Genomic DNA, 13,727 nt, shown 5'->3' on the forward strand with positions numbered 1-13,727 from the left:
ATAATTAACGGAGCGAGCAGTGCGGACTTGCGGAAACGATCCTTCCGGCACGCAGAAAAAAGAGGCGCATTCGCGCCTCTTTTTTCGTACGTTCGAGTCAGAAGTTAAAGTTGTCCGGATCCGCGCCGAAGCGCTGATTGCGGTTGAGCGCGTTAATTTGCTCCATGTCTTCCTGCGTCAAGGCAAAGTCGAAGATATCGGCGTTTTCCTTCAAGCGGCCGGGCTTGGTCGATTTCGGAATCGTGACGACGCCGTTCTGAAGATCCCAGCGAAGGACGACTTGAGCCGGCGATTTGCCGTATTTGGCGCCGATTTCGGCGAGAGAAGGCTGGTCCAGGTTGCCCTGCATAAGCGGGCTCCAAGCTTCAAGCTGAATGCCGTTCGTCTGGCAGAACTGGCGAAGCTCCTGCTGGGACAGAAGCGGGTGGTATTCCACTTGGTTGACCATCGGCTTGATTTCGCCCGACACGAATACGTCGTTCAGATGATGGATATGGAAATTGCTCACGCCGATCGCCCGAACGTAGCCGTCCCGGTAAAGCTTCTCGAGCGCGCGCCACGTTTCGGTATATTTGCCCTTCACCGGCCAATGGATGAGAAGCAGGTCGACCACGTCGATGCCGAGCTTCTTCCGGCTTGTCTCGAAAGCGGCAAGGGAAGATTCGTAGCCCTGCTCGGAGTTCCAAACCTTCGTCGTGATGAACAGATCGTCGCGCGCGATGCCGCTGTTGCGGATGGCGGCGCCTACCCCTTCTTCGTTGGCGTACACGGCTGCCGTATCGATACTCCGGTAGCCCGCTTCGATCGCGGAGAGGACGGTTCTTTCCGTCTCGCCGTCATCCTTCAGCTTCCACACGCCGAGACCGAGCCAGGGCATTTTGACTCCGTTGCTTAACGTCGTCGTATCTTTTAGCGAATTCACCATTGCGATTCAACCTCCCAATTATAATGACATTTCCAAAATAGCGTAGACGTCCTGCTTCTCCAGACGCTTGAAGGAACCGATGGCGCCGTAACGGACCGCTTCCTCGGCCATCCGGTCAAGCTTCTCGCCGCCGATGCCGAAATCGGCCAATCGGGATTCCGCGCCGATCCGCGAGAAGAAGTCTCTCGTTGCCTGAATGCCGGCAAGCGCCACTTCCTTATCCGATTTGCCCTCGGGATCAACGCCCCATACCCGAACGGCATACTGCACGAAGCGGTCGATCCTCTCCTCGTGGACGTATTTCATCCAATTCGGGAAAATGACGGCCAGCCCCGCGCCGTGCGGAATATCGTAGATCGCGCTGACCTCGTGCTCGATGCCGTGCGAAGCCCAGTCGTTCTGCATCCCGACGCTGATCAATCCGCCGTTCAGCGCCATCGTGCCGCACCACATCAGGTTGGCGCGCGCGGCCGCGTCGCTCGGGTTCTCGAGCGCGATCCCGACGTTCTCGATGACCGTCTGCAGGATCGATTCGCAAAGCCGCTCCTGCAGCGGCGTGTTCTTCGTCAGGCTGAAATATTGCTCGAACACATGCGACATGATGTCGACGGAGCCGTAGACCGTATGGTTGCGCGGAACGGTATAGGTCAGCGTCGGATCGAGGATCGAAAATTTCGGATACGTATAGGAGCTGCCGAAAGCGCGCTTCAGGTTCTCCTCCCAATTCGTCACGACGGAGGAGCCGTTCATCTCCGAGCCGGTTGCGGCAAGCGTCAAAATCGTGCCGATCGGCAAAGCTTCCTTGATCGTCGCCTTGTTCGTGAAGAAATCCCAGACGTCGCCCTCGTAAGGCACGCCCGCGGCGATCGCTTTGGCGCCGTCGATGACGCTGCCCCCGCCTACGGCCAAAATAAAATCGACGCCGTTCGCACGGCAAGTCTCGATGCCTTTCTTCACCGTCGTCAGGCGGGGGTTAGGCTCGATGTTCGGAAGCTCGTGAACGGTGACGCCCGCGTCTTGCAAATGCTTCAACGTCCTGTCGTACAGCCCCGTTTTTTTGATGCTGCCCGAGCCGTAGACGAGAAGGATCGTCCGGCCGCCGTATTCCGCGATGAATTGGCCGATCTTGTCGGCCTCTCCTTCTCCGAAGACGATGCGGGTCGGATTTACGAATTGAAATGCGTTCATCTTGTGCCTCCTGCGTTTCAATTAAGATAACTTGCGAGGTAACTAAATAGCATTTCGGTTATGGTTATGTACACGCCGTTTATTTTAGTGAATACGGTTAATGATGTCAAGGTAGACAAATTTATAGTCAAATTTATCGATTGATACGTTAACTTTTTGGTTATATAATGGAAGTCGTATCTTAATGGGAGACAGAATGGAAAAAAAGGGGCAGCCGACATGGAAATCGAAGTAAGCAGCCGGAACATGAAGTTTCTGGAGTGCTTTTCGTCCCAAACTAGGGTCAGAATAATCGAATTGCTGAACGCTCGGCCGATGAATATAAAAAGCTTGTCCGAAGCGCTAGATATAAAGTCTCCCATTGTCACGCGGCATATCCATATGCTGGAGGAAGCGGGGATCGTCCGCTGCGAGAGCTTGGCCGGCAAACGCGGCATGCAGAAGGTATGCCATTTGCAGCTGACGCATGCGATGCTGCTGTTCGGAGGGACGCCGGCGGCCGACATGGCGAAGAAGTATACGGTCTCGCTGCCGGTAGGCCATTATTCGTCCTGCGAGATCAAGCCTACTTGCGGACTGGCGTCCGAAGCGCAGATGATCGGCATGTGCGACGATCCGCGTTATTTTGCCGATCCGGAGCACGTGAAGGCGCGGGTGCTGTGGTTCGGGTCCGGTTACGTCGAGTACCGCATTCCGAACTATATGGTGAACAACGAAACGCCCGTATCGCTGGAAATCTCGCTCGAAATTTGCTCGGAGACGCCGTGCGCCGTCAATCATCTGCCTTCGGACATCGCGTTCGCGCTGAACGGCGTCGGCATCGGGACATGGACCTATCCGGGCGACTTCGGCAGCACGCGCGGGATCTACACGCCGGATTGGTGGCACAAAAACATCCAGCACGGCTTGATCAAAACGATCCGCATCAACGGCCAGGGCTCGTTCATCGACGGCATTCAAGTGTCCGGCATTACGATCGACCGGCTCAAGCTGGCTTACGACAAAGAAATTTTGTTCCGCATTTCCTGCAGCCCGGCGGCCAAAAACTGCGGCGGCGTCACGCTGTTCGGCAAAGGCTTCGGCAACTACAACCAGGACATCGAAGTGACGCTTCGGTGCGAATAGCTTATTGGCAGCCAACCGGAAATTTCCGGTTGGCTGCTTTTTGTTTGGTTTCGGGACTGGGGGGGAGGAGAAGGTAGTAGTGTGCGCTTAGCGTGCAGCAGTGAGGGAAACTCACTAAATAATGAAGCTGGCCACATTATTTGTGTGACGTATATAGCGCTATACAGGAATAGTGAGGGAAACCTCGCTTGCCATGAGGCTGTCTTCATCAATAATGAAGGCAGCCTCACTAATTCGTAAAAGTAACTCATAACCTCCGGTATTAGTGAGCTTAGGCTCAATATTTAGTGAAGTTCCCTCATTCGTGCTGAATCGTTCGTTCGTCGCCGGAGCGTGAGAGAGGGACCAGCCGCGCCGAGCCGCCCAAAGCCGTCGAATCTGGCGCAGGGACCGTCTCGGCGGCGAACGAGCGGCCCAAACGCCGCAAAGTAGACGCAAAAGTCGGGCGTAAGCACGGACATTCGCGATTTCTGTTTCTGTTTGAAATTTATATATTCAAAAATAAACAAATATGATATGATCGATTCAAACAAAAACAAAACAACCAATCGGAGGTATATTCATGGTACAAAGTCTATGGGATAAGGCGAAAGCGGCAGAGCTGGAAGGCGGCTTGGCCGAGCTCGTATACCGTTCCAACATCATCGGCGCCGACCGCCGCGTCTGCAACTACGGCGGCGGCAACACGTCGAGCAAGACGATCGTGAAGGACTTCCGCGGCCGCGACGTCGAAGTGATGTACGTGAAAGGAAGCGGTTCCGACCTCGCGACGATGAAGGCGGGCAATTTCACCGGCCTTCGCATGGACGACATTCGTCCGTTGTTCGAGCGCTCCGAAATGTCCGACGAGGACATGGTCGCCTACCTCGCGAACTGCATGATCGACGCCAAGCATCCGCGCGCTTCCATCGAGACGCTGCTGCACGCGTTCCTGCCGTTCAAGCATGTCGACCATACGCATCCGGACGCGATCATCAGCCTCGCTTGCGCGGATAACGGACGCCACCTGGCGGAGGAGATTTTCGGCAACCGGTTCGTATGGGTGCCTTACGTGCGTCCCGGCTTCACGCTTTCCAAAATGATCGCCGAAGGCGTGCTCGCGAATCCGAACGCGGAGCTCGTCATCATGGAGAAGCACGGTCTCGTCACCTGGGGCGACACGGCCGAGGCCAGCTACGCACAGACGATCAAAATCATCAACGAAGCCGAAGCGTTCATCGAAGCGCGCGTGAACGAGGCGAAGCTGTTCGGCGGCGCGAAGCACGAGGTGCTCCCGGCCGAAGTCCGCAGAAGCTTGGCCGCGCAGGTGATGCCGACGATTCGCGGCGCGGTGAGCGACGAGAAGAAAATGATTCTCTCCTTCGACGATCAGGACGACGTGCTCGCGTTCGTCGGCGGACACGATTCGGCCAAGCTGTCCCAGGTCGGCGCGGCCTGCCCGGACCATCTCGTCCATACGAAGGTCGTGCCGCTGTTCATCGACTGGACGCCGAACGCCGGGGACGCCGAAGGTCTGAAGGCGAAGCTGGCGGAAGGAATCGCCTCGTATAAAGAACAATACAAAGCCTATTTCGAACGGAACAAAAACGAAGGCGACGTCATGTTCGAGGCCGCTCCGCGCGTCATTCTCATTCCGGGCATCGGCATGATCAACACGGGCAAAAGCTGGGCGATGTCGCAGGTAAGCGGAGCGCTTTACCACCGGGCGATCGCGGTCATGCGCGGCGCGACGGCGCTGGGCGATTTCGTATCGCTGAGCGAGAACGAGTCGTACAATGTGGAATACTGGCCGCTCGAGCTCTATAAGCTGTCGCTCGCTCCGGCCGAAGCCGAATTTTCGCGCAAGGTGGCGTTCATTACCGGCGGCGCCGGCGGCATCGGCAGCGAAACGGCCCGCCGTCTCGTATCGGAAGGCGCCCACGTCGTGCTGGCTGACCTCAACCTGGAAGGCGCGCAGAAGGTAGCGGCCGAAATTAACGAAAAATACGGCGAGAACCGCGCGGCCGCGGTAAAAATGGACGTTACCTCCGAAGAGCAGGTCATTGCGGCTTACGAGGAAACTTCGCTTGCCTACGGCGGCGTGGACATCATCGTCAACAACGCGGGCCTTGCGACCTCCAGCCCGTTCGACGAAACGTCGCTGAAGGAATGGAACCTGAACATGAACGTGCTCGGCACGGGCTATTTCCTCGTCGCCCGCGAAGCGTTCAAATTGATGAAGCAGCAGAACATCGGCGGCAACATGGTGTTCATCGGCTCCAAAAACTCCGTCTACGCCGGCAAAAACGCAACGGCCTACAGCGCGGCCAAAGCGCTCGAAGCGCATCTGGCGCGCTGCATCGCGGCCGAGGGCGGCGAGTTCGGCATCCGCGTCAACACGATTTTGCCGGACGCGATTTTGCAGGGCTCGACGATTTGGAACGGCAGCTGGCGCAACGAGCGCGCGGCCGCTTACGGCATCGAGCCGGATCAATTGGAAGAATACTACCGCAAGCGCACGACGCTGCTCGTTAACATTTATCCGCGCGACATCGCCGAAGGCATCGCATTCTTCGCTTCGTCCAAATCGGACAAAACGACGGGCTGCATGCTGACGATCGACGGCGGCGTGCCGGCCGCGTTCACGCGTTAATAGAAAAGGAGAGCTGACGGATGTACCAAGCGCGAGGCGAGAAACATTGGTTTATACCCGACGGTTATATCCCGCCGGACAGCACGGGCGCGCTCACCAGCCACGAGTCGGTGTGCGTGCTGAACTGCTCGACGGAGGAAGCCCTTATCCGTTTTACGATATTTTTCGAGGACCGCGAGCCGATGGAGGACATTCTCGTCGTCGTTCAGGGCCGCCGCACGAAGCATATTCGCACCAGCTCTTTGATGAAGGACGGAGCGCCGATCCCGGTCGGCGTTCCTTACGCCATCGAGCTGTTCAGCGACATTCCGATCATCGTGCAGTACAGCAGGCTGGATTCGACGCAGGCGGAGAACACGCTCATGTCGACGATGGCTTATCCGTTAAAATAAAAATACAGCATCTGAAAGGGTGTTCGATATGTCCGATCGCGCTTACGCGTTATTCGAAGAACAACAGAAGGCCAGAGGCATTCATTTGGACGAAGTGAAAGCAAGTTTGAAAGCGCTAAAAATCGAAACGCCGTCGTGGGGCTACGGCGATTCCGGCACACGGTTCAAAGTGTTCCAGAAGGAAGGCGTGCCGCGCGACCCGTTCGAGAAATTCGAGGACGCCGCGCAGGTGCACGGCTTGACCGGCCTTGCCCCGTCCGTCGCGATCCATATCCCGTGGGACAAAGTGGACGATTACGGCAAGCTGAGAAGCCATGCGGAAAGCCTCGGCCTCTCCATCGGCGCGGTGAACCCGAACCTGTTCCAGGACGAGGATTACATGCTCGGCAGCGTGACGAACGCAAGCGCCGCGATCCGCCGCAAGGCGACGGATCACCTGTTGGAATGCGTCGACATCGCGAAGGAGACGGGTTCCCGCGATCTTAGCCTATGGTTCGCCGACGGCACGAACTATCCCGGCCAAGGCGATATCCGGAGGCGCAAGGGCTGGATGTTCGAAGCGTTGACCGAAATGTACAAGGCGATGACGCCGGACATGCGGATGCTGATCGAATACAAATGCTTCGAGCCGGCGTTCTACCATACCGATCTGGCCGACTGGGGCATGGCGTACAATATGGCGTTGAAGCTCGGACCTCAGGCGGAGGTGCTCGTCGATACGGGCCATCACCTGCCGGGCGCGAACATCGAGCATATCGTGGCGTACTTGCTGGACGAGAAGCGCCTCGGCGGCTTCCATTTCAACAGCCGCAAATACGCGGACGACGATCTGATCGTCGGATCGATCAACCCGTACGAGCTGTTCCTTATTTTTTATCAAATTTTGAACGCCGCGGGCGACGCGGATCCGGCCGTTCGCCGGAACGTCGCGAACATCGCGTACATGATCGACCAATCGCATAACATCGAGCAAAAAATTCCGGCCATGCTCCGTTCCGTGCTCAACGTCCAGACGCAGTTCGCCAAAGCGCTGCTCATCAACCACGCGGAAGTAAGCGCGGCGGCGGAGACGGGCGACGTGCTGGGCGCGGAAGACGCCGTGCGGCGCGCGTTCGAGTTCGACGTGACTCCGCTTCTGCACGCGGTTCGCGAAGAGCAGGGACTGCCGATCGAACCGATGAAGGCATATTTGAACAGCAGCTACGGCAAGGACATTCTGGCGAGAGGCAAGGGCGGTGCCAGCTGGTGACCATTCTCGCTTACGATCTGGGGGCGAGCAGCGGCAGGGCGCTGCTCGGCCGACTGAACGGCGGCAAAATCGAAGTCGAGGAGCTGCACCGGTTCCCGAACGATCCGGTTCAGGCCGGCGATCGTCTTCACTGGGATATATTGCGGCTGCTGCACGAGCTGAAGCAGGCGCTGCTGAAGGCGAAGCACCGCGGCATTAAGCCGAGCAGCATCGCCATCGATTCCTGGGCGGTCGACTTCGGCTTCATCGGCGCAAACGGCGAATTGCTCGGCAATCCTTATCATTACCGCGACCGCCATACGGACGGCGTGATGGAGCAGCTGATCGAGGAGCTGTCCGCAACCGAAATATTCGCGAGGTCGGGCATTCAGTTTTTGCCGTTCAACACGATTTATCAGCTTGCCGCGCTGAAGCGCGCGGATTCGCCGCTGCTGCGGGAGGCGAAGCATTTTCTAATGATACCGGACCTGCTCCGATACTTCCTTACCGGCGACATGTACAACGAATTCTCCAATGCGACGACGACGCAGCTGTTCAACCCGGTCGAAGGGGATTGGGACGAGGAACTCCTTCGCGCGATCGGCGTTCCGCGGGAGTTGTTCGGCGAAATCGTGCAGCCCGGCGCCCGCGTCGGGAAGCTGCGGCCGTCGCTGTGCGAGGAGCTGGGCATCGAGCCGGTCGACGTGTACGCCGCCGCGGAGCACGATACGGGCTCGGCCGTAGCGGCCGTGCCGGCGCTGGAGCGCTCGTTCGCTTACCTTAGCTGCGGCACGTGGTCGCTGATGGGGACGGAAGTCGGCGAGCCGGTCATTAACGAGCTGGCGCAGGAGCTGAATTTTACGAACGAGGGCGGCGTTTACGGAACGTATCGACTGCTCAAAAATATAATGGGCTTGTGGATCCTGCAGGAGTGCAGGCGTTCGTGGGAACGGGCAGGAAATTCGTACGACTTCCCCGAATTAGTAAAGCTTGCCGGCGAAGCGAAGCCATTCGCGGCATTCATCGATCCCGACGACCCGGTCTTCCTGCATCCCGGCGATATGCCGGCCCGAATCACGGAATACTGCGAACGTACCGGACAGGAAGCGCCGGCCGGGGCGGGAGCGGTCGTCCGCTGCGTTTTGGAAAGCCTGGCGCTCAAATACCGGTACGTGCTCGAGCTGACGGAGCGGTTGTCCGGACAGACGTTCAGCGGGCTGCACATGGTCGGCGGCGGCATTCAAAACATACTGCTGTGCCAATGGACCGCGAACGCGATCGGCAAGCCGGTATGGGCGGGGCCCGTCGAGGGAAGCGCCATCGGCAACATGGCCGTGCAGTGGATCGCGAGCGGCGAGCTGGCGGACATCTGGGAGGCGCGCAAAGCGATTCGCGAGTCGTTCCCGGTCGAGACTTACGAGCCTGAGGGGCATGAGGAGTGGGCGGAGGCTTACCGGATTTTTCGGAGCACGACCAATCTTGCCGAAGATTAGAGACGGGAATAAAACCTAAATAAAGGTAAGGAAGAGGGACGCCATGCTGGTTGCGGAACGATATGACAAAATTGTACAGCTAGTCAATGAGAGAGGCAGCATCAGGGTTACGGAGCTAAGCGAGCTGTGCCAGGTGACCGAGGAAACGATCCGGCGCGACCTGGACCGCTTGGAGCAGGCCGGACGATTACGCCGATCCCATGGCGGTGCGGTCAGCGTCAAGGATCAGCAGCCGGAAATCCCTTACTTCGAGCGGGAGGTGACGCGGGCGGAAGAGAAGAAGCGGATCGCCGAGGAGGCGGTCAAGCTGATTCGGCCGAAGGACCGGATTCTGCTCGACGCCAGTTCGACGGCTTGGTATATGGCGGCCAGTATGCCGGATATCCCGCTCACGGTGCTTACCAATTCGATCAAGGTGGCGATGGAGCTTAGCGGCAAGGAGAAGATCGAGGTCATTTCGACCGGCGGCATCCTCGCCTCGCGCTCGTTGTCGTATGTCGGTCCGCTGGCCGAACGTTCCCTTGACGCCTACCACGTCGACAAAGCGTTCTTCTCGTGCAAGGGCGTCCATCTCGAGCGCGGCATCAGCGAGTCGAACGAGCTGCAGGCACGCATCAAGCACAAAATGGTCGGCATGGCCGATCAGGTGATCTTGCTGGCCGATTCGAGCAAATTCGGCGTTCAGGCGTTTACGCATGTCGCCGACCTGAGCGACGTCGACGCGATCGTCACGGACGGGCGCTTGCCCGGCGAGCTGCTTGCGCAGCTGCGGGAGATGCAAATCGACGTCACGACGGTATAGCGGGCGCCGGCATAAGCACGGAAGCTTGCGCAGACGCGCTTGGCTGCGCCGGCCGCCGACCGTTGCAAGATTAAGGCGCCGAATCGCGCCAATAAAGCAGCGGCTGCTGCTTTATTTTCTCCTCAACTTGTCTGACAACCTGATATAATGGAACTAATCGAATGCAGAGGGGTGCGGAAATGAAGGTCTCCTTATTTATAACCTGCTTGAGCGATGCGCTGTATCCGCGCGTCGGCGAAGCGATGGTGCGCGTATTGGCGAGATACGGCGTGTCGCTGCAATTCCCGGAGGTGCAAACCTGCTGCGGGCAGCCCGCCTTCAACAGCGGCTACTGGAAGGAAGCGCGGGATTCCGCGAAGACGATATTGGACGCTTTCGAAGACAGCGACTTCGTCATTTCGCCGTCCGGTTCCTGCACGGGCATGATTCATCATTATCCGAAGCTGTTCGAGGACGATCCCGTCATGCTGGAGCGGGCGAACCGCCTGCAGAGCAAGGCGTACGAGTTTACGCAGTTTCTCGTGCAGGTGCTGGGCGTAACGGACGTCGGCGCGGCATTTCCGCACAAGGTTACCTACCATCCCTCCTGTCACGGCAGCCGCATACTGGGGGTAAAGGACGAGCCGCTGGCGCTCATGAAAAACGTGAAGGGGCTCGAGCTCGTGCCGCTGCCGTTCGCGGAGGACTGCTGCGGCTTCGGCGGCACGTTCGCGGTGAAGATGGCCGATATTTCCGGCGCGATGGTGACGGAGAAGGCCGATCATGTGCTGGAGACGGAAGCGGAAGTGCTCGTCGGCCTCGATATGGCCTGCCTGCTGAACATCGCCGGCAACCTGCGGTACCGGAACGAGCCGGTCCGCGTTATGCATCTGGCCGAGCTATTATACGAGGGGGTGAAGTAGCGTGGCATCCGGAACGAAGACGGAGAAGACGGTCAAAGCGAGAGCCGAGCTCGCGCTGAACGACGAATTTTTGCGCAAGGCGGTTCGCTTCACGACGGAGAGGCTGAGGAACGGCAAGAAAAAAGCGTCCGAGGAGCACGGCAACTGGGAGGAATGGCGGGAGCGCGGGCGGCAAATCCGCCTGCATACGATCGCGCATCTCGATTATTATTTGAATCTGTTCGTGAACAACGCCCGCGCGAACGGAGTTCACGTCCATTTCGCAAATACGGGCGAGGAAGCGGTCCAGTTGTCGCTCGATATCGCGCGGCACGCGTCGGCGAAATCGGTCGTCAAGTCGAAGTCGATGGTGTCGGAAGAGCTGCATTTGAACCATGCGCTGGAATCGATCGGCGTGGAAGCGGTCGAGACCGACCTCGGCGAATACATCATTCAGCTCGCCGGCGAGATGCCGTCCCATATCGTCATTCCCGCCATCCATAAAAACCGTTACCAGATCGCGGAGCTGCTGTCGAAGGAAGCGGGCTATACGCTGCCGCCGGATACGACGGCGCTTGCCGGCTTCGTCCGCAAGAAGCTGCGGGAGAAATTTCTGGACGCCGAGATCGGCATGACCGGCTGCAATTTCGCGATCGCGGAGACGGGCTCCATGGTGCTGTTCGAGAACGAAGGCAATGCCCGGATGGTCACGACCGTTCCGAAAACGCAAATTACGCTTATGGGGATGGAGCGGATTATTCCGTCCTGGGAAGATCTCGAGGTGATGGCGACGCTGCTGCCGCGCTCCGCGACCGGCCAGAAGCTGACGATGTACATGTCGGGCATCACCGGTCCCCGCCGCGAGAAGGACGGAGACGGTCCGGACGAGATGCATATCATCATCGTTGACAACGGACGCTCGCTGCAGCTCGGAGACCCGGAGTTTCAAGAGCTGCTGAACTGCATCCGCTGCGGCGCCTGTCTGAACGCCTGCCCGGTCTACCGCCACATCGGCGGCCATGCTTACGGCAGCACGTACAGCGGGCCGATCGGCGCGGTGCTTACCCCGTCGCTGAACAAAAACATCGCGGAATGGGACGATATCGCAGGTGCGTCGAGCCTGTGCGGCGCCTGCTACGAGGCGTGCCCGGTCAAAATCCCGCTGCACGACATGCTCGTCTACCTGCGCAGGCGGAAGGTCGAGAGCGGCAACGGCAACAAGCTCGAATCGCTCGGCATGCAGGGCTTCGCGACCGTCATGGGCAATTCCTCTCGTCTCGGGGGCGTGCTCCGGCTCGGGAAGCTTGGCCAGAAGCTGGTCGTACGCAGCGGCGTCATCAAGACGAAGCTCGGGCCGCTTAAGGGCTGGAACACTTATCGAGTAACGCCCAGCCTGCCGAAGGAATCGTTCCGGGACCGCTGGCAGACGCTTGACCAGGAGTTGAAGCAGGGGCTAAGACCGATGGACCCGGCGATGCGGCAGCGGATGGAGGAGCTCGTCAAGCAGCGCGAGCGGGAGCAGAAGGAAGGAAGAGGAGGACACGGGCATGGCTGACGCGCACAAAGAGTGGCTGGAGAAGCTGGAGTCGGAGTCCCGCGCGAAGCAGGAGCAATTCATGAACAATATTTCCGCCAGACTCGGGCATCCGAGAATGACGGCGAAGCCGCAGCATCCGTTCCGCGGAGCGCCGGACTTCTGGAAGGCGTTCGAATGGCCGTTGGAAGAGCGCATCGGGCAGTTCACGAGCAACTTCCTGTCGGTAGGCGGCCATGTCGCGCGGCTTGAGACGATGGACGAGGCGAAGCGGTTCATCGCGGAGAAGGCGGAGGAAATGGGCGCGAAATACGTGATCCGGCAAAACGAGCCCGAGCTGGACGCGCTTGATCTCGAGGGCGCGATGCCGGCTTCGCGGGTATCGGTCTGGAATACCGATCCGGAGCAGCATTGGCGCGCCCGCGCGGCGGAGGCGGATTTCGGCGTCGTCATCGCGGACCATGCCGTCGCGTACACCGGATCGGTTACCGTCCTGTCCGCGGAGAACAAGGGCCGTTCCGTCAGCCTTCTGCCGACCGTGCTCATGATCGTCATCCCGATCGAGCGGTTGCAAACGAGGCTCGGCGAGGTGCTCGCGACGTTCGACGAAGCGGGCCGCGACAAGCTTCCGGCGGGCATTCATTTTATTTCGGGGCCGAGCCGCTCCTCGGATATCGAGAACGACCTGACGATCGGCGTTCACGGGCCGGGAATCGTCTACGCCCTGCTAGTCGGTTAGAAGAAAATATGCGTACGGGAGGTGAAACGGCATGCCGCCGCTAGAGGTGGAGAAGCTGTCGAAGCGCAATCATTACGAGGAAATTACCGAGCAGGTCAAGCGGCTGATCGTGGAAGGCAGGCTGAAGGTCGGAGACAAGCTGCCCTCCACGAAGCAAATGTCGGAGCAGTTCGGCGTCGGCCGCTCGACGACGCGCGAAGCGCTTAGCGCGCTCAAGGCGATGGGCTTGATCGAAATCCGCCAAGGAGGCGGCTGCCGCGTCATTAGCAGCTCTCCCGCTGAGGTGGAGCTGCCGGAGCTGCGCTCGCTCCGCCTGAACCGGGAGACGGTGCTCGAGCTGCTCGAGGCGCGGGAGTCGCTGGAAGTATCGAACGCGGCGATCGCGGCGGCGAAGCGGACGGACGACGATCTGTCCGCGCTGCGCGGCATCGTGGCCGAAATGCGGCGTTCCGCCGGCGACGAAGCGGAAGGGGAGCGGCTGGACCTGGCGTTTCATCTCGCTCTCGCCAAGGCTACCCGCAATTCGATCATGGTGCGGTTGTTCGAATCGATCATGAGCCATATCGAAACGGCCATCCACGATATACGGAGGGTGGAGCTTTACGCGAATGAGGAGGTAGCGGAGCGGCTGTATAACGACCACTCCGCGATTTGCGAGGCGATCTCGCTTCGGGACGCGGCGCTTGCGGCCGAACGGATGAAGCGGCATTTGCGCCATATCGGGGCGATCGTGACGAAGCATTTGGGGGAAGGCAGCCGGTAACCATACAGCAAAGAAGCCCCGGCAG

The 13,727-nt window shown here is 59.2% G+C and carries 12 protein-coding genes; 10 read left to right on the top strand and 2 right to left on the bottom strand.

The features are described 5' to 3' along the window. Nucleotides 1-97: 97 nt before the first annotated feature. Both IDH41_RS02755 and IDH41_RS02760 read right to left on the bottom strand, forming a co-directional pair. Complete coding sequence (locus IDH41_RS02755) at nucleotides 98-925, bottom strand: aldo/keto reductase (protein ID WP_190858053.1); 828 nt, start codon at nucleotides 923-925, stop codon at nucleotides 98-100. An 18-nt stretch (nucleotides 926-943) separates the two neighbouring features. Continuing rightward, on the bottom strand, nucleotides 944-2,113 hold the full coding sequence (locus IDH41_RS02760; protein ID WP_190858055.1) for an iron-containing alcohol dehydrogenase: 1,170 nt from the start codon (nucleotides 2,111-2,113) through the stop codon (nucleotides 944-946). A gap of 219 nt (nucleotides 2,114-2,332) precedes the next feature. On the opposite strand from IDH41_RS02760, the gene IDH41_RS02765 reads away from it, so the two are divergent. The 10 genes from IDH41_RS02765 (at nucleotide 2,333) to IDH41_RS02810 (ending at nucleotide 13,702) form a co-directional block, all read left to right on the top strand. Continuing rightward, nucleotides 2,333-3,238, top strand: coding sequence for an ArsR/SmtB family transcription factor (locus IDH41_RS02765; protein WP_190858057.1), 906 nt, complete (start codon nucleotides 2,333-2,335; stop codon nucleotides 3,236-3,238). A 562-nt stretch (nucleotides 3,239-3,800) separates the two neighbouring features. Further along, the gene (locus tag IDH41_RS02770) at nucleotides 3,801-5,870 is read left to right on the top strand and encodes a bifunctional aldolase/short-chain dehydrogenase (RefSeq protein WP_190858059.1); all 2,070 of its coding nucleotides are present in this window, start codon (nucleotides 3,801-3,803) and stop codon (nucleotides 5,868-5,870) included. 20 nt (nucleotides 5,871-5,890) lie between these two features. Further along, nucleotides 5,891-6,262, top strand: a complete 372-nt coding sequence (locus tag IDH41_RS02775; RefSeq protein WP_190858060.1) for a sensory rhodopsin transducer — start codon at nucleotides 5,891-5,893, stop codon at nucleotides 6,260-6,262. Between the two features lie 28 nt (nucleotides 6,263-6,290). Then, nucleotides 6,291-7,511, top strand: coding sequence for an L-rhamnose isomerase (rhaI, locus tag IDH41_RS02780; RefSeq protein WP_190858062.1), 1,221 nt, complete (start codon nucleotides 6,291-6,293; stop codon nucleotides 7,509-7,511). Continuing rightward, nucleotides 7,508-8,983: a rhamnulokinase gene (locus IDH41_RS02785; protein WP_190858064.1), complete on the top strand. Its 1,476-nt coding sequence runs from the start codon at nucleotides 7,508-7,510 to the stop codon at nucleotides 8,981-8,983. Before rhaI ends, IDH41_RS02785 begins: the two co-directional genes overlap by 4 nt. 43 nt (nucleotides 8,984-9,026) lie before the next feature. Continuing rightward, on the top strand, nucleotides 9,027-9,785 hold the full coding sequence (locus IDH41_RS02790) for a DeoR/GlpR family DNA-binding transcription regulator (RefSeq protein WP_190858066.1): 759 nt from the start codon (nucleotides 9,027-9,029) through the stop codon (nucleotides 9,783-9,785). A gap of 179 nt (nucleotides 9,786-9,964) precedes the next feature. Further along, nucleotides 9,965-10,687 carry a (Fe-S)-binding protein gene (locus IDH41_RS02795; protein ID WP_190858068.1) on the top strand — a complete coding sequence of 241 codons (723 nt, stop codon included), beginning with the start codon at nucleotides 9,965-9,967 and terminating at the stop codon, nucleotides 10,685-10,687. Nucleotide 10,688: 1 nt separating this feature from the next. Then, on the top strand, nucleotides 10,689-12,221 hold the full coding sequence (locus tag IDH41_RS02800) for a LutB/LldF family L-lactate oxidation iron-sulfur protein (RefSeq protein WP_190858069.1): 1,533 nt from the start codon (nucleotides 10,689-10,691) through the stop codon (nucleotides 12,219-12,221). Next, nucleotides 12,214-12,939 (top strand): LutC/YkgG family protein, encoded by a 726-nt coding sequence (locus IDH41_RS02805; protein ID WP_190858071.1) that lies wholly within the window; start codon nucleotides 12,214-12,216, stop codon nucleotides 12,937-12,939. The genes IDH41_RS02800 and IDH41_RS02805 overlap by 8 nt, the downstream gene beginning before the upstream one ends. A gap of 31 nt (nucleotides 12,940-12,970) precedes the next feature. After that, nucleotides 12,971-13,702 (top strand): FadR/GntR family transcriptional regulator, encoded by a 732-nt coding sequence (locus IDH41_RS02810; protein WP_190858072.1) that lies wholly within the window; start codon nucleotides 12,971-12,973, stop codon nucleotides 13,700-13,702. Nucleotides 13,703-13,727 lie beyond the last annotated feature (25 nt).

The sequence above is a fragment of the Paenibacillus arenilitoris genome (genome assembly GCF_014705655.1).
Classification (GTDB): domain Bacteria; phylum Bacillota; class Bacilli; order Paenibacillales; family Paenibacillaceae; genus Pristimantibacillus; species Pristimantibacillus arenilitoris.

What these genes read in the sequence shown, in the direction of transcription:
- IDH41_RS02755 (WP_190858053.1), bottom strand. Translation starts at nt 925, where the DNA reads ATGGTGAATTCGCTAAAAGATACGACGACGTTAAGCAACGGAGTCAAA.
- IDH41_RS02760 (WP_190858055.1), bottom strand. Translation starts at nt 2,113, where the DNA reads ATGAACGCATTTCAATTCGTAAATCCGACCCGCATCGTCTTCGGAGAA.
- IDH41_RS02765 (WP_190858057.1), top strand. Translation starts at nt 2,333, where the DNA reads ATGGAAATCGAAGTAAGCAGCCGGAACATGAAGTTTCTGGAGTGCTTT.
- IDH41_RS02770 (WP_190858059.1), top strand. Translation starts at nt 3,801, where the DNA reads ATGGTACAAAGTCTATGGGATAAGGCGAAAGCGGCAGAGCTGGAAGGC.
- IDH41_RS02775 (WP_190858060.1), top strand. Translation starts at nt 5,891, where the DNA reads ATGTACCAAGCGCGAGGCGAGAAACATTGGTTTATACCCGACGGTTAT.
- rhaI (WP_190858062.1), top strand. Translation starts at nt 6,291, where the DNA reads ATGTCCGATCGCGCTTACGCGTTATTCGAAGAACAACAGAAGGCCAGA.
- IDH41_RS02790 (WP_190858066.1), top strand. Translation starts at nt 9,027, where the DNA reads ATGCTGGTTGCGGAACGATATGACAAAATTGTACAGCTAGTCAATGAG.
- IDH41_RS02795 (WP_190858068.1), top strand. Translation starts at nt 9,965, where the DNA reads ATGAAGGTCTCCTTATTTATAACCTGCTTGAGCGATGCGCTGTATCCG.
- IDH41_RS02805 (WP_190858071.1), top strand. Translation starts at nt 12,214, where the DNA reads ATGGCTGACGCGCACAAAGAGTGGCTGGAGAAGCTGGAGTCGGAGTCC.
- IDH41_RS02810 (WP_190858072.1), top strand. Translation starts at nt 12,971, where the DNA reads ATGCCGCCGCTAGAGGTGGAGAAGCTGTCGAAGCGCAATCATTACGAG.